This window comes from Xanthomonas nasturtii, from assembly GCF_023337365.3.
Taxonomy (GTDB): domain Bacteria; phylum Pseudomonadota; class Gammaproteobacteria; order Xanthomonadales; family Xanthomonadaceae; genus Xanthomonas; species Xanthomonas nasturtii.
In genome coordinates, this window is record NZ_CP142084.2 from 504,984 (window position 1) to 519,585 (window position 14,602).

Genomic DNA, 14,602 nt, shown 5'->3' on the forward strand with positions numbered 1-14,602 from the left:
ACAGTCCACGGTCGTGCAATAGTAAAAATTACAGTGGTGTTGCGTTCTGTGCGCGGCGCCACTTTGTGGTGTGGAGCGTATCGCAGAGAGACGGGCGGCAGGTCACTGCATTGCCCCTGCATGCTCGAACTTCGCTTGGCACTTGCGCGTACGGTGCCGCCACCGGTTGGACTGCGTTGAATTTGGAGGTCGCCCACGGCTTACATTTCGATGCCGCGTGCCACGGCAAACTCACGACACCGATTGTGTCAGTGGCTGCAACATCTGCTGCAATGCAAGCGGATGCAGACATCGGGTACAAAAAAAGCCGGCCATCGAATTGGCCGGCTTCTTCGGATGCGCCTGTCACACCTCAGCGCACACCCATTGCAACCTTCTGATGCTCTGCGTGGGCGTGTTGCTGCTGCGCCTGGCCGGCAAGTAGCTGCGCGCTGGTCTGCTCCAGTGTCGGGGCAGGCTGGTTCAGATCCACGGCCGCACGGAAGCCGGGCGTCGTTCCCATGACGAACGCCTTGCCATCCTGCACAGTCACGCTCTGCAGCTTGTCCGCGCTGTCGATGCCGTTCTGCTTCGCCTGCAAGGTGACGTTGGCAGCTGTCTCGTTGGAGATCATGCTCGGCAGCCTGCTGCGGATCGCGCTGTGCAAGGCATGGTCCGGATGCGACGCATCCGTGAGCGACGGCCCTGTCGGCGCGGCAATCTGTGTGTCTCGCGCAGGTACCTGTGTCTGCGCCTGCGCAGCGGACAACGCAGCCTGCGTGTTGCGGCCGACGATACCGTCCTGCTGCAGCCCATGCTGCTTCTGGAATGCCAGCACCGCCTCGCGCGTGTTGTCGCCAAAGCGCCCATCCTCGGCAAGCCGATTGCCCTGCGCATCACGGACACCAAGGCGATTGAGGTCCTGCTGTATCGACCGGACGTCATCACCCCGCACGCCGTGCTTCACGGAATGATGGGGTGCGGCTTCATTCGATGCGGATTGCAGAAGGACAACGCTTGCAGTTGCGTGTGTGCGTGCAACACTCGGTTCAGCCGTGCCATGTAGCGGCGCGCGTACCTGAAATTCCGGCTTTGGAGTCAATGCGCCGACGATATTCGTCCCGCGACCATCCCAATATCCGCCTGGAGTAATGGTGACTTCGGCTGGCCCGGTGCTGCCTTGTGATCCGATGAATTGAATATTCCCCTTGGCATCGTAGCCCTTGAATATCCCAACATGCTGTCCCTGTGGCGATGAGAACATCAGGATGTCGCCTTGGTGCAGTGATCCATTCGGCTTGCGCGCTTCAGCAGCCGAGGTGACATCGAAGTGCTCGCGCGCATACGACGTCGGGTTCGTGCCGTTGAATAACTTTGCAGTGGTGAAGCTTGCAGCATTTTCGCCAGGCACATCGTATCCCGCGTTCTTAAGCCCTCGCCAGACGAAGGCAGAGCAATCGACGCCGAGCCGGCCGTCTTCATCCATATCACGCTCTAATCGGCTGCTATCGCGGCCTGGGCGCGGATGGTCAGGGCGACCGTACTCATAGCTCCGGCCTTTGCCAAGAAAATGCTGATAGGCCTCGTTGTAGACAGCAGCGCCACTGGCTGCTGTTGCACGGTGAGTAGTAGTAGTGGGTGCAGTCCCGGCTGGTGCATTCGATGATGACGTCTGCACTTGCACGGGTGCAGCGGACTGCGCGTGAGTAGGCTGCTGAGTTGTTGTTAACTCGCCTGCACGCCAGCCCTCGAAACGACGGATACCATCTGCAAGCACCTCGCGTTCCCGTTCACTCATCTGTCCAACTGTTTTTTCACGCAGATCCACGCCTTGCCGGTCGCCCTCAGCAAAGATGGCAGCTGCCTGCTCCTTATGATGGGTTCGGCCGCTGTAGTCAGCGGTCGAATAGCTGGGTAGCATCTGCTCGACGGTCTTCTCGCTAAAGCGGCGCTCTAATAGCTGTATCTTGGCTGCGCGTCCGGCCTCGTAACTTTCGAATACGGCATTGCCCCATTGGTCCAGACCAACGATGCCTTTATAACGGTCTTGTGCCGCATCAAGCGCTTGTTCTCGAGTGCGTGGGTTATGCACTGTCTTATCGGCGCTGCCGGAAAATTCGAACTTGAGATTGCCTGGGTTGTTGTTACGCCACGACACGGTGCCGCCGGAGCGAGTGACGACACTGCCGTCGTCCATTTCCAGCGTACGCGTCGTGCCTACGCTGCTGAGTACACGTGTGATTTTTGGATCCGACATGAGCTGTTCCTTTGCTATGTAGTTGGTAGAACCTGATTGGGTCTACTGAGCTTTACAATCCATTTGAGAACACATCGAGTGCATCGGCAGCCACCCAACCTTGCGCGCAGTCGCCGACATATTGGCCTGGTGCTGCGGCATGGCAGGCATCACCGGCAGAAGGCCTCAAGCGTTTGATCGGCCTATCGCCATACTTTTCGCACAATGTGTTGTTATTGCACTTTGCAACACTGCTTGCGGGAATTGCGACAGCGTAATAATAAAGAGGATTTTGGCCTGTGCGGCCAATACCACGTATGCAGACTAATTGGCCCTGGGTCAGTTTGGCGTTAGCTACCGCACTGCTGCCGGTGGTAGGTACCGTGTTGAGTACGTCTACACCCTGTGCCTGCGCTACGCCAGCAAAAAATCCGTCGTCGCCGCAGGCAGGCAGAAGCTCCACGTCGTAAAAATCGCCCGTATCCACATTGCCTGCTGTGCAGCCTGTCGCTGTTTTTGCGTCAGCGCATTTCACACCGCTTGCCTGGATTAATGTGGCGAATCGGTCATTGGCGGAGGGTGCCTTAACTGGCTGCTTTGCCGCCGGTGCTGTTGGCGGAGCGGCGGGTGCGGCAGACTCACCTGCGGTGCACGCGCTTATTGCAAGCAGCAGGCCCGGAAGCATTGCGCTGCGGAGAAAGAAAGAATTAAAAACAGGAAAATTTGACGGAGCCATTGCGACCTCGTTAGACGGCATGGCGCGCTTTTAAGGCGGGCCTTTGAAGGTGGGTATACGCCAATGCATCACGGATTATTAAAGTACCCCGCGAAGCTGCCAAGTTAGATGAGTGGCCCGTCGAGCTTGGTCTTGCGCGCCGAGTATGTCGGCGCTCAGGTCACGGTGGCGTTAGTACGATCAAGGCCCCGTAACCTGGGCCTTGGCATCAATCAACCGAAATACCCGCCAACCGCTGCAGCGCTTCGGCATATTTCGCGCGTGTGCGATCGATCACTTCGGCCGGCAGGCTCGGGCCGGGTGCGGTCTTGCCCCAGTCCAGGGTTTCCAGATAATCGCGCACGAATTGCTTATCGTAGCTTGGCGGGCTGGTGCCCAGTTCGTACTGGTCGGCCGGCCAGTAGCGCGACGAGTCCGGGGTCAGCATCTCGTCCATGATGTAGAGACGGCCATCGGCATCGGTGCCGAACTCGAACTTGGTGTCGGCCAGCAGGATGCCGCGTTCGGCGGCAAAATCGGCGGCGAAACGGTAGATGCGCAAGGTGGCATCGCGCACGCGCTCTGCCAGCTCGGCGCCAACGGTTTTGACCATCGCATCGAAGTCGATGTTCTCGTCATGGTCGCCGACCGCTGCCTTGGTCGATGGGGTGAAGATCGGTTCGGGCAGTTTCTCGGCTTGGCGCAGGCCGTCGGGCAATTCGATGCCGCTGATCTTGCCGGTGCGCTGGTAATCCTTCCAGCCGCTGCCGATCAGGTAGCCGCGTGCGATCGCTTCCACCGGCACCGGCTTGAGCTTGCGCGTGACCACGGCGCGTTTGGCGTACAAGGCCGGGTCCACGCCCTCGGGCAGCACCTGCTCCACGCGGATGTCCACCAAGTGGTTGGGCATCAGGTGGTCGGTCTTGTGGAACCAGAAGTTGGACACCTGGCACAGCATTTCCCCCTTGCCCGGAATCGGATCCGGCAGCACCACGTCGAACGCGGACAAGCGGTCGGTGGCGACCATCAACAGGTAATCGCCCGGAGGCGCATCGGCCGGCAGGCGCTCGCGGGGAATGTCGAAGACATCGCGGACCTTGCCACGGTGACGCAACGGCAGGCCGGGCAGATCGGATTGCAACAGCGTGGTCGACACAGGCACTCCTAAGGACGTCGCTATGACGCTGTCCCCGGGACCCGGCGGGCCCGCGGGTGGGCAGCGGGCCGCGTAGTGTACGGCGCTTCGCGGCGGCCCGCAGATTTTATTGGCGGTCGCGCCGGGGGCGGCTGTGCAGGGCCCGTCAGCTAGGCGGGGCGGGCGTTCGGGTAAGATCGCCAACCCGCCTCCCATCACCGATCACCCCATGCTCTGGTACGGAAAACTGCTCGGCGCACTGGCCGGCGCCTTGCTGTTTCGCGGGGCACCGGTGATGGGGCTGATGATCGGCCTGGTGATCGGCCACGCGGTGGACGCCGGCTGGTTCAAGCGCCGCGCAGAAAATCCGTATGAAGCGCTGGGCCTGGAGCCGGACGCCACCACCGCCGAGATCGATCTGGCCTATCGCCGGCTGATGTCGCGCTACCACCCGGACAAGGTGGCCAACGCCGATCCGGAGGCCCGTCGCCAGGCCGAAAGGAAAGCCAGCCAGATCAACGCCGCCTACGACCGGATTCAACGGCTGCGCAAGCGCTGATCGCATGGCCCGTGGTTGTGTGTGGGTGGCGCTGGAACGGTGCGCGGTGTGAGTGGGGAAGTTGGGTTGCCGACAGGTGGTCCGTGCCCTCGTCCAAACCCCTGCTGCGCGCCTTGGCCCGCGCTTGCGGCGCGGGCCAAGGCACACGCGCCATTCGCGCGTGTGCCTTCTTGCCCCAGCGCAAGAGGGGCCTGGCGTGACACGCAGAGCTGATGCGTGATGCGCAGGTCTTGCCGGAAAATCAAGCCATGCTGCACGGCGCAGACAGCGCTGGCCGGCAGCCAGCGCCGCGAAACAGCAACCTCAGAACTTGTACGTTGCCGTCAGCCGCACCGCATTGGTCGAAAAATCCGTATCGGTGCGACGCAGATCGGTACCGGCCGGATTGACACGCAGGAACGGGTTGGTGGCCGGCGCCGTGCCCGGCCCGACGCGCACGCGGGTGTCTTCGTCCTGCAGGCGGGTGAACAGATATTCCACGCCCACCGAGACGTTGTCGCTCAAACGGCGCTGCAGGCCGATGCCGGCCTGATAGCCGTCGGCACTGTCGCCGCCGCTGCTGGTGAAACTGTTGGCGGTATTGCTGCTGACAAAGCTGTGGTCGAACTCGCCGCGCGCCACGCCGGCGGTGAAATAGGCCAGGTAATCGCCCTGCTCACCGAACGCATAGCCGATGCGGCCGCGCAATGCCGCGGTGCGGTTGAGCTGGCGGGTGAAGGTGTACAGCGCAGGCGTCGTACTGAAGGCGCTGACGCTGTCGCGGATGTCGTTGCGGGTGTATTCGGCCACCACGCCGTAGACCCAGTTGCCGGCCTGCCAGTCGTAGCCCAGCCGCGCGCCGTATTCGGCACCGCCCTTGTCCTTGCTGCAGCCGCTGGCCGGCGTACGCCCTGCTGCCGCCCCGCCACAAAAGCCCGGCGAGAACGCATCGGCGCCGGTGGCGGTGCTGACCTGATCGCCGTCACGGCCATCCAGGTTGGTATCGAAGCCGAAACGGCCGCCGGACACGCCGGCAGGATCGGCACCGCCGACATTGGCGCCGATGGAGAAGCCGGACCAGTCGGCCGGGCCGGTTTGTGCCCAGGCGGATGGGGCGAGGGCCAACAGGACGATGGCGGCAGAAGCGAGCGGGGTGGTTTTCATGCGTTCTCCTTAGTCAGGCGCAGCGCGCCAGTGTTGTGTGTACGCACGATAGCCGCGTATGGATGCAGAACGCTTTCATCCTGCGATCCCGGTTGCGAGAATGTGCGCTCCGTTACCCTCTGAGCTGCCCATGCAACCGACGGCGATCGCCCCGTCCATCCTGTCCGCCGATTTCGCCCGTCTGGGCGAGGAAGTGAACAACGTCCTCATGGCCGGTGCCGACTGGGTGCACTTCGACGTGATGGACAACCATTACGTGCCCAATCTGACCATCGGCCCGATGGTCTGCCAGGCGCTGCGCAAGCACGGCATCACCGCGCCGATCGACGTGCACCTGATGGTCGAGCCGGTGGACCGCATCGTGCCGGACTTCGCTGACGCCGGCGCCACCATCATCAGCTTCCATCCCGAAGCCAGCCGCCACGTGCATCGCACCATCCAGCTGATCAAATCGCATGGCTGCCAGGCCGGGCTGGTGCTCAATCCGGCCACGCCGGTGGATATCCTGGATTGGGTGCTGCCGGAGCTGGACCTGGTGCTGGTGATGTCGGTCAACCCCGGTTTCGGCGGTCAGGCATTCATTCCTTCGGCGCTGGATAAATTGCGCGCCATCCGCAGCAAGATCGACGCGCTGGGCAAGCCGATCCGGCTGGAGATCGATGGCGGCGTCAAGGCCGACAACATCGGCGCGATTGCCGCCGCCGGCGCAGATACCTTTGTGGCCGGCTCGGCCATCTTCAATGCGCCCGACTATGCCGACGTGATCGCGCAGATGCGTGCAGCGGTGGACGCGGTGCGATGAGCCAGCCCGCGCCGCAGATCCGCAGCGCCACGCCCGACGATGTGCCGCTCTTGCATGAGCTGATCACCGCCCTGGCGATTTACGAACGCGAGCCCGACGCGGTCAAGGCCAGCCCGGACGACCTGCACGCCAGCCTGTTCGGTCAGGCTGCCACCGCGCACGCGCTGATCTGCGAGCAGGACGGCCAGGCGCTGGGATTTGCGGTGTATTTCTTCAATTACTCGACCTGGCTGGGCCGCAACGGCTTGTATCTGGAAGACCTGTTCGTGCGTCCTGAAGCGCGCGGCAAGGGCGCCGGCCTGGCGCTGCTGCGGCATCTGGCGCAGCTGGCGGTGCAGCGCGGCTGCGGGCGTTTCGAGTGGTCGGTGCTGGACTGGAACCAGCCGGCCATCGACTTCTATCAAGCGGTCGGCGCCCGCCCGATGGAGGGCTGGACCGTGTACCGGCTCGATGGCGAGAGGCTGGCCGCATTTGCAGCTGGCGCCGCTGGCACCTGAGCGGGCGCTGCACCGCGCCATCGGCGCTATGCGCTTGACTGGCAAAAGGAAGGCCGCTCCCACAGGAGCGGCCTTCAAGAAAATTGGAGGCTGATCCTGCTTCCGCCCGTCGTCCCTGCTATGGCCTGCTACTCTCCGGGTTCTGGATGACACGGCAATGACAGCGCGCCGACGTTGCCTATTCACGATCCACGCATTTGCCCGCTGCTAGCCTGCAGGGATTCCCCCTAAAACATCGGCAGCGCGCATGGCCCCGTCCCACTGGCGTCTGATCCTCAACGGCAAGTCCACCGATAATCTGGACCTGCGTGAGGCGGTGGGCACGCTGCGCAAGCGCGGCATCCAGCTCGATGTCCGGGTCACCTGGGAAGACGGCGATGCCGAGCGCTATGTGGGCGAAGCGGTCGCCGATGGCGTGCAGACGGTGGTTGCCGCCGGTGGCGACGGCACCCTGAGCGAAGTGGCCGCCGCGCTCGCACATCACGACGCCGATGCTGCCACGCTGCCATCGCTGGGGCTGGTGCCGCTGGGCACTGCCAACGACTTCGCCACCGCCGCCATGATTCCCGTCGACCCCCTGGAGGCGCTCAGCCTGATCGCCGAGCGCCCGGCGCAGCCGCTCGACCTGCTGCGCCTGGACACCCCGCACGGCCCGCATTGGTGCGCCAACATGGCCAGTGGCGGCTTCGGCACCCAGGTCACCGTGGAAACCGACGAAGGCCTGAAAAAGATGCTCGGCGGCCTGGCTTACCTGATCACCGGCATGTCGCGGCTGGGCCGCATCGACCCGATCAGCGCCCGCTTCAGCGGCCCGGATGTCGAATGGGACGGCGAATTCATCGCGCTGGGCCTGGGCAACGGGCGCCAGGCCGGCGGCGGCCAGGCGCTGTGCCCGGAAGCGCTGATCGACGACGGCCTGCTGGATGTCACCATCGTCCCCGCCCTCAACGGCGAGGTAGCCGCCACCCTCGGCACCCTGGTCACCGGCGGCAAGCAGGCCGCGCTCGAACGCGTCGCCGTGCGCGCCCGCGTGCCGTGGCTGGAGATCGTCGCCCACCAACCGCTGACCTTGAACCTGGACGGCGAACCGGAAACCTCGCTGCACTTCCGCATCGAATGCGTCCCGGCACGGCTGCGCATGCACCTGCCCGCGGACTGCCCGTTGGTTGGGGTTTGAGTTCGGGAATCGGGAATCGGGAATCGGGAATCGGGAATCGGGAATCGGGAATCGGGAATCGGGAATCGGAAGAGCGTGATCGGGCTGCGCTGATGTGCGGTCGCCCGGTTGATGCATGCGAACGAACGGGTAGCGCCATGCCATCTCGACGATCAAGGCCAGCTGTCTTCGGACAGTCGCACTCAATCAATCAACGCCGGCAGAAGCGAATAGCTGCCTCACAAGCGCAGCAACGGCGGCATACGCGAAGTAGCCGTCACAAGCTGAGCAACGAGGGCACACGGGAAGTGGCTGCATCACAACCGCAGCAACGTCCAGCGCGCGGCCCTAAGAACCTGTTCACAATCTTCTGAGTAACAGTGCCAAGAAGGCCAAATGGATGAACTGCAGGCTGGTGTTGAGTTTGCGCTCGCAGTTCTTCCATAGCCTTCGGTTCTTCTCCAGCCAAGCAAAACTACGCTCGACAATCCATCGCTTGGGCATGACCTTGAAGGTGTGCAGTTCGCTGCGCTTGGCAATCTGCACCGTGAGCTGCTCGCCTAAAATCTCTCGCGCGCCGCTGGCAAACGGTACTCCGGTGTAACCGCCGTCGCACAGTAAGCTTTGTACAAGCGTCAGGTTTGACTGACAGCGCTCCAACGCCTGCAGCGCACCTTTGCGGTCGGTCACCTCCGCCGTCGTCACCGCGATTGCGTGGGGCAACCCCTGACTATCAACAGCGATATGCCGTTTGATGCCCGACACCTTCTTGCCTGCGTCATACCCCTTTTGCCCAGCTGTGTCCGTGTTCTTGACGCTCTGCGCGTCCACGATCAAGAACCTGGTGCAAGCGTTGCGCCCCTGTCTCACGCGGGCCACGCCAACCTGATTTTTTGAGCGCCCGCTCCAGCAGGCTCACCCCCTCATCGTCGCACTCGCTCCACTTGGCAAAGTACGAGTGCACGGTCCGCCACTTCGGAAAGTCGCTGGGTAGCGCTCGCCATTGGCAACCGGTTCGCAGCACGTACAACACTGCGCACCACACCTCATATAAATCCACACGGCGTGGCTTGGTGCGCTTGCGCGCTTGTTCCAGGATCGGCAGCACGTGTGCGAACTGCTCCCGGCTCATGTCACTCGGATAGGTCTTTTGGCGCATCCGCATAGTCTGCACTGATCTGCGAAGATCGTGAACAGGTTCTAAGCCCCTCTCCCGCGGGAGAGGGGTTGGGGTGAGGGTCCCTGCGCCGACATTGGCGCCGCTGCCACCACCCACGCTCCAAAGCCAGACCGCCCCTGCAGCGCCCCCCACCCACATCACGACGCACGCTGCCCGCGTCTGACATCAGCCAATGCGCAAGCCCACACACCCCCAGCCCGCCTTCGCAACTCGCACCGCTTTGGCCCCGCACCTGCTGCCCTGGGCCGACACTTGCGCTACAGTACCTGCGTGTCCCGCCTGACGACCCCACGCTCCTTCTCTTCCGCTCGCCGTTGGTGGCGATGGTGGCCCGTTGCCGTCGTCCGCCCCGCCACAGAGTCCCGGAAGGAAAGTCGTCTTGATCACTGCAGAGCAGTTCCAGCGCCAGGCCGCTGAAGGTCACACCCGTATCCCCGTTGTCCGCGAAGTGCTGTCCGACCTGGACACGCCGCTGTCGGTCTATCTGAAACTCGCCGACGGCGCCTACACCTACCTGTTCGAATCGGTCGAAGGTGGCGAACGCTTCGGGCGCTATTCCATCATCGGCCTGCCGGCGCGGCGCGTGTACAGCTTCCGCGGACATACGCTGGAAGTCAGCGAGCACGGCGAAGTGCTCGAAACCCGTGAGGTCGCCGACCCGCTGGCCGAAGTGGACGCCTTGCGCGCCGAGCATTCAGTACCGCAACTGGACGGCTTGCCCGGCTTCACCGGCGGGCTGGTGGGCTGGTTCGGTTTCGAGTGCATCCAGTACATCGAACCGCGCCTGGGCAGCGGCGACAAACCCGACGAACTCGGCACGCCGGATATCCTGCTGATGCTCTCCGAAGAGCTGGCGGTGTTCGACAACCTCAAGGGCCGGCTGTACCTGATCGTGCACGCCGACCCGCGCCAGCCACAGGCGTATGTGCGCGCCAACCGGCGTCTGGATGAGCTGGCACATCGCTTGCGTCAGGGCGGCGCCGGCTATCCGCAGGCGCAGATTTCCGACGCCATCGACGAATCGGATTTCCATTCCTCATTTACCCGCGAGGAGTACCACGCGGTGGTGCGCAGGGCGCAGGAATACGTGCGCGCCGGCGATATTTTCCAGGTGGTGCCATCGCAGCGATTGCGCGTGCCGTTCCGCGCGCGCCCGGTGGATGTGTATCGCGCGCTGCGGGCGTTGAATCCCTCGCCGTACATGTATTTTCTCGATGTCGGCGGCACCCAGGTGGTCGGCTCCTCGCCGGAAATTTTGGCGCGCCTGCGCGATGGCGTGGTGACGGTGCGCCCGATCGCCGGCACCCGCCCGCGCGGCGCAACGCCCGAGCTGGACAAGGCGCTGGAAGAAGAATTGCTGGCCGATCCGAAAGAGCGCGCCGAACACGTGATGCTGATCGATCTGGGCCGCAACGATGTCGGCCGCGTCGCCGAACCGGGTACGGTCAAGGTGGGCGAGCAGTTCGTGATTGAGCGCTATAGCCACGTCATGCACATCGTCAGCGAGGTCACCGGCACGCTCAAGGCCGGCCTCAATTACAGCGACGTGCTGCGCGCGACTTTTCCGGCCGGCACCGTCAGCGGCGCACCGAAGATCCGCGCACTGGAAATCATCCGCGAGCTGGAACCGGTCAAACGCAACGTGTATTCCGGCGCGGTCGGTTACATCGGCTGGCACGGCGATGCCGACACCGCCATCGCCATCCGCACCGCCGTGATCCAGGATGGCTATCTGTACGTGCAGGCCGGCGGCGGCGTGGTCTACGACTCCGACCCGGACCTGGAATGGCAGGAGACGATGAACAAGGGCCGCGCCCTGTTTCGTGCGGTTGCGCAGGCGGCCAAGGGGCTGTGATGGACGGGCAGGGCGGTGGAGCGCGCATCAGTTTCCGCAACGACTACAGCGAAGGTGCGCATCCGCGCCTGCTGCAGGCGTTGGCGCAGGCCAGCACCGAGCAGAACGCGGGCTATGGCACCGATCTGCATAGCGAGCGTGCTGCGGAGTTGATTCGCACTGCCATCGCGCAACCGCTGGCCGACGTGCATCTGCTGGTCGGTGGCACGCAGACCAATCTGATTGCGATCAGCGCGTTCTTGCGGCCGCATCAGGCGGTGATTGCGGTGGAAGCAGGGCACATCGCCACGCACGAAACCGGCGCCATCGAGGCCACCGGCCACAAGGTGCTCACCGTGCCTGCGCTGCACGACAAGCTGAGCCCGGCATTGATCCAGCCGGTGCTGGAGGTGCACAGCAACGAGCACATGGTGCAACCGCGCCTTGTCTATATTTCCAACAGCACCGAAAGCGGCACCATCTATACGCGCGCCGAACTCGATGCGCTGTCGCGATTCTGCCGCGCAAACGATCTGCTGCTGTACCTGGACGGCGCGCGCCTGGGTGCCGCGCTGACCGCCGACGGCAACGATCTGGATCTGCCCACCATTGCCGCACTGACCGATGCGTTCTACATCGGTGGCACCAAGAACGGCGCGCTGCTCGGCGAAGCACTGGTCATCGTCAATCCCGCATTGCAGGCTGATCTGCGTTACCTGATCAAACAGCGTGGCGCATTGCTGGCCAAGGGCATGGTGCTCGGTTCGCAGTTCGCAGCATTGTTCGAAGACGGCCTGTTTTTCGAGCTGGCCGCGCATGCCAACGCGATGGCGCAACGGCTGCGCGCCGGCCTGCTTGCGGCCGGCGCACACTTTACCAGCGACTCGCCGACCAACCAGCAATTCATTGCCGTCAGCGCACAACACGCTGCACAGCTGGCACAAGGCTACGACTTCGAGCGCTGGGAAATGCGCGCGGATGGGAGCCATACGATCCGCTTCGTGACTTCGTGGGCAACCACGTCCGAGGCAGTTGATCGCCTGAGTACGGATGTGGCGGCACTGCAGCGCGGCGTGCCCTAAGCATGCGCATTATTCACCAGGGAGAAGGCAAATGAAGCAGTTGATGGGTTGGATGCTCGTGCGTGGCGGACGGAACACAAAAATTCGAAGGCACTGAAGTCAAGCGCGGCATTGGCGCGGCATTTCAGTCGCTTGATGATGCGCGCAAATTTCTCAGTGAAATGAAGACGAGTAACGAAGTCCAGCTGTCGGGCATCCAGACGTCCTACAGCAAAGAAGCCGAGGTGCGTGCGCAACTCAAGCGCGAAGCTGCTGACCAATCACGCAATTCTGCCGCAGAACTTGCCAAGGCGTATAGCGTCCGGATTCAGGGGCTTTATACGATCTCCGATGTTGCGCCGAATTTCACCTATGGAATTCAGGCGGGCAGTTGGCCGACAAAGGTCCCGATGGTCTCACTTGTCTCCGGATCGCCAGCATTGCCAGCGCCTGTTGCTGATCGAGGTGCAACCGTCGAGTCGCTTGAAGCCGGCACCATCACCTACACCGAAAACATCTATGCGGTCTTCCTGATCGCGCAATGAGTCCCCTGCCATGTTGCTGAGGATGGAGTGCCAGCATGGTGGTGCAGGGTCATCCAGGGATTCGCTGAGGTCCTTGGTCCCTAGAGCACCACGCATGATGGTGGAGACGTCTTCGCTGCAGCACGCAGGGTGCTACTGGATGCGCCATTCGTTCAACAGCGCACGTGCACGTAGCCCGATGAAGCCATTCGCGTTGGCCTGCGCCTGTTCGGATTCCCGCTTGGCCTCAGCTTCCCCGATGCCGCCTTCCTCCGCTTCATCGAACTGCGCCATGGCCCAGGTGGTCGCGGCTTCCTGCGCCGCTTTCCCCTCCACATCGTGCATGGAAATGTAGGCCCGCAGCGGCGGCCACATCTGCTCGCGTCCCGTGAGTTCGTTCCTGCTGTGGAGCAAGCCGTTTCTGGAAAGACCTAGATCCGGATTTTGTATTGCTTCCTGCAACAGGCTCAGCGCCGATTCCTGGTCCTGCGTGTGCATGAGCTTGTGCTTGAGCATTTCCGAAAAAGCGGTTTTGACATTCCCCCGTACGGCCGGCCCGCCGGGGCCCACCTGTGTCATGCCATCCATGTTCAGCGTCTTGATGGTGTGCTCGCTCAAAAACTCGCCGAAGCTGCTTCGGAATTCGGGAGAGGTGATGGCCTCGGCCACCACCTGGTCCAGCAGGCGCATGTCGGCCGGCGTGATGGATTCGCGGAAGATCATGGCGCTTTGCGTCAATCCCTTCATCCACTTGTCAAAACGCTCCCCGAGGTCGGCATCAATGCCGCGCAACACGCGGGTGAACTCGGGTCCGCGGTTCCACGATTGCCGGGCCTGCCCCGCCGCAGACCTTGCCGGTGGTCGCACGCTGCCGGCGAGCGGCAGTGCCGCGGGTTGCGGGTTGCGGATCTGGGCCAACTGGCCACGCAAATGACCCGGCACCTTGATGTCGCAGGTGGCGGGAAGCCGGGCCAGGGACTGGGGAAGGGTCTGCAGCCCCGTGCCGCGCAGATCCAGACGTTGCAGCTGTGAGAGGTCCCCCATGCTGTCGGGCAGATGCCGGAGCGCAGGGCAATCTTTCAGCGACAGTTTCGTCAGGCCGCTCATCTGCCCAATGTCCTCGGGCAATTGAGTCAGGCGGCGATTGGAGGACAGGTTGAGTTCTTCCAATCGGTGCAGCCGGGTCAGGCCGCCTGGCAGTCGCTCCAGCTTGGAGTTCGATTCCACCTCCAGTGACCTGAGCCCCCGCAGGTTGCCGATGTTTTCAGGCAACTCCCGCAAATATGACGAGTTCGACACACTCAATTGGGTCAACTGGCTTAGCTGGACGACGCTGGCCGGCAGGCGCTCATAGCGCCCACCACCGAGCGTGAGGCGGCGCAGGCTTTGCATGCGCCCCAAGTCGGCCGGTAACTCCTCCAACGGTAACGCCGTCAACTCGAGGGTCCTCAGGTTGGGCAGGCGCGTCAACGACGCTGGCAGCCGTTTCACGCCTGGGCTGGCGGCCACTTGCAGGTGGCGAAGTTGGCGGAGCTGCCCAAGGCTGTCTGGCAACGACCGAAGCCCGGTTCTGATCAGCGACAGTTCTTGCAGTGCTTCAAGCCGGCCGATCGCATCAGGTAGCGTCGTGGCAGGAAGTCCGTACTCGAGTGCGAGCCTGGTGCTTCCGTGAACGTGTGCGCGGCGGATTGAGTCTGCAACGCCTTGCAGAACCTCCCGCGACGTATCCCGTTCGCCGTTGTGCAGGTTGTAGCCGCATGGGACCAGCTCTGCCATCGGCA

The 14,602-nt window shown here is 63.1% G+C and carries 13 protein-coding genes; 7 read left to right on the top strand and 6 right to left on the bottom strand.

Translation table 11 applies throughout. The features are described 5' to 3' along the window. Window positions 1–352 precede the first annotated feature (352 nt). The 3 genes from M3O59_RS02175 to M3O59_RS02185 form a co-directional block, all read right to left on the bottom strand. The gene (locus tag M3O59_RS02175) at window positions 353–2,236 is read right to left on the bottom strand and encodes a C40 family peptidase (RefSeq protein ID WP_116906504.1); all 1,884 of its coding nucleotides are present in this window, start codon (window positions 2,234–2,236) and stop codon (window positions 353–355) included. A 52-nt stretch (window positions 2,237–2,288) separates the two neighbouring features. Further along, complete coding sequence (locus M3O59_RS02180) at window positions 2,289–2,951, bottom strand: hypothetical protein (protein WP_082925769.1); 663 nt, start codon at window positions 2,949–2,951, stop codon at window positions 2,289–2,291. Window positions 2,952–3,159: 208 nt separating this feature from the next. Further along, window positions 3,160–4,086, bottom strand: coding sequence for a phosphoribosylaminoimidazolesuccinocarboxamide synthase (locus tag M3O59_RS02185; RefSeq protein WP_181920634.1), 927 nt, complete (start codon window positions 4,084–4,086; stop codon window positions 3,160–3,162). A 208-nt stretch (window positions 4,087–4,294) separates the two neighbouring features. Between M3O59_RS02185 and M3O59_RS02190 the strand changes: the two genes are divergently transcribed. After that, complete coding sequence (locus M3O59_RS02190) at window positions 4,295–4,624, top strand: J domain-containing protein (RefSeq protein ID WP_064631923.1); 330 nt, start codon at window positions 4,295–4,297, stop codon at window positions 4,622–4,624. Between the two features lie 303 nt (window positions 4,625–4,927). Here the strand turns inward: M3O59_RS02190 and M3O59_RS02195 are convergent, their stop codons facing one another. Beyond that, window positions 4,928–5,767: an outer membrane protein gene (locus M3O59_RS02195; RefSeq protein ID WP_064631925.1), complete on the bottom strand. Its 840-nt coding sequence runs from the start codon at window positions 5,765–5,767 to the stop codon at window positions 4,928–4,930. Window positions 5,768–5,897: 130 nt separating this feature from the next. Between M3O59_RS02195 and rpe the strand changes: the two genes are divergently transcribed. The 3 genes from rpe to yegS all read left to right on the top strand — a co-directional run bounded on the left by rpe (window position 5,898) and on the right by yegS (window position 8,243). Next, the gene (gene rpe, locus M3O59_RS02200) at window positions 5,898–6,569 is read left to right on the top strand and encodes a ribulose-phosphate 3-epimerase (protein WP_116906507.1); all 672 of its coding nucleotides are present in this window, start codon (window positions 5,898–5,900) and stop codon (window positions 6,567–6,569) included. Then, window positions 6,566–7,066 carry a GNAT family N-acetyltransferase gene (locus tag M3O59_RS02205; RefSeq protein WP_116906508.1) on the top strand — a complete coding sequence of 167 codons (501 nt, stop codon included), beginning with the start codon at window positions 6,566–6,568 and terminating at the stop codon, window positions 7,064–7,066. Before rpe ends, M3O59_RS02205 begins: the two co-directional genes overlap by 4 nt. Window positions 7,067–7,313: 247 nt before the next feature. After that, on the top strand, window positions 7,314–8,243 hold the full coding sequence (gene yegS, locus M3O59_RS02210; RefSeq protein ID WP_064631931.1) for a lipid kinase YegS: 930 nt from the start codon (window positions 7,314–7,316) through the stop codon (window positions 8,241–8,243). A gap of 339 nt (window positions 8,244–8,582) precedes the next feature. Here yegS and M3O59_RS02215 read toward each other — a convergent pair. Continuing rightward, a protein-coding gene (locus M3O59_RS02215; RefSeq protein ID WP_373419007.1) for an IS5 family transposase occupies window positions 8,583–9,381 on the bottom strand; the annotation gives its coding sequence in 2 pieces (ribosomal slippage) (window positions 8,583–9,111 and window positions 9,110–9,381; 801 coding nt in all). Window positions 9,382–9,781: 400 nt separating this feature from the next. Here M3O59_RS02215 and trpE point away from each other — a divergent pair. The 3 genes from trpE to M3O59_RS02230 all read left to right on the top strand — a co-directional run bounded on the left by trpE (window position 9,782) and on the right by M3O59_RS02230 (window position 12,842). Beyond that, window positions 9,782–11,257, top strand: coding sequence for an anthranilate synthase component I (gene trpE, locus M3O59_RS02220; protein ID WP_064631933.1), 1,476 nt, complete (start codon window positions 9,782–9,784; stop codon window positions 11,255–11,257). Further along, window positions 11,257–12,318, top strand: coding sequence for a threonine aldolase family protein (locus M3O59_RS02225; protein WP_064631935.1), 1,062 nt, complete (start codon window positions 11,257–11,259; stop codon window positions 12,316–12,318). The genes trpE and M3O59_RS02225 overlap by 1 nt, the downstream gene beginning before the upstream one ends. Window positions 12,319–12,380: 62 nt before the next feature. Continuing rightward, window positions 12,381–12,842, top strand: coding sequence for an SIMPL domain-containing protein (locus tag M3O59_RS02230; protein ID WP_249048203.1), 462 nt, complete (start codon window positions 12,381–12,383; stop codon window positions 12,840–12,842). 132 nt (window positions 12,843–12,974) lie between these two features. Here M3O59_RS02230 and xopAE read toward each other — a convergent pair whose 3' ends face one another. Continuing rightward, on the bottom strand, window positions 12,975–14,597 hold the full coding sequence (xopAE, locus tag M3O59_RS02235) for a type III secretion system effector XopAE (RefSeq protein ID WP_249048204.1): 1,623 nt from the start codon (window positions 14,595–14,597) through the stop codon (window positions 12,975–12,977). Window positions 14,598–14,602 lie beyond the last annotated feature (5 nt).

Bases quoted from the DNA above. Each gene is read 5' to 3' on its own strand.
- M3O59_RS02205 (WP_116906508.1), top strand. From the start codon at position 6,566: ATGAGCCAGCCCGCGCCGCAGATCCGCAGCGCCACGCCCGACGATGTG.
- M3O59_RS02225 (WP_064631935.1), top strand. From the start codon at position 11,257: ATGGACGGGCAGGGCGGTGGAGCGCGCATCAGTTTCCGCAACGACTAC.
- xopAE (WP_249048204.1), bottom strand. From the start codon at position 14,597: ATGGCAGAGCTGGTCCCATGCGGCTACAACCTGCACAACGGCGAACGG.
- yegS (WP_064631931.1), top strand. From the start codon at position 7,314: ATGGCCCCGTCCCACTGGCGTCTGATCCTCAACGGCAAGTCCACCGAT.
- M3O59_RS02190 (WP_064631923.1), top strand. From the start codon at position 4,295: ATGCTCTGGTACGGAAAACTGCTCGGCGCACTGGCCGGCGCCTTGCTG.
- M3O59_RS02180 (WP_082925769.1), bottom strand. From the start codon at position 2,951: ATGGCTCCGTCAAATTTTCCTGTTTTTAATTCTTTCTTTCTCCGCAGC.
- M3O59_RS02175 (WP_116906504.1), bottom strand. From the start codon at position 2,236: ATGTCGGATCCAAAAATCACACGTGTACTCAGCAGCGTAGGCACGACG.
- M3O59_RS02195 (WP_064631925.1), bottom strand. From the start codon at position 5,767: ATGAAAACCACCCCGCTCGCTTCTGCCGCCATCGTCCTGTTGGCCCTC.
- rpe (WP_116906507.1), top strand. From the start codon at position 5,898: ATGCAACCGACGGCGATCGCCCCGTCCATCCTGTCCGCCGATTTCGCC.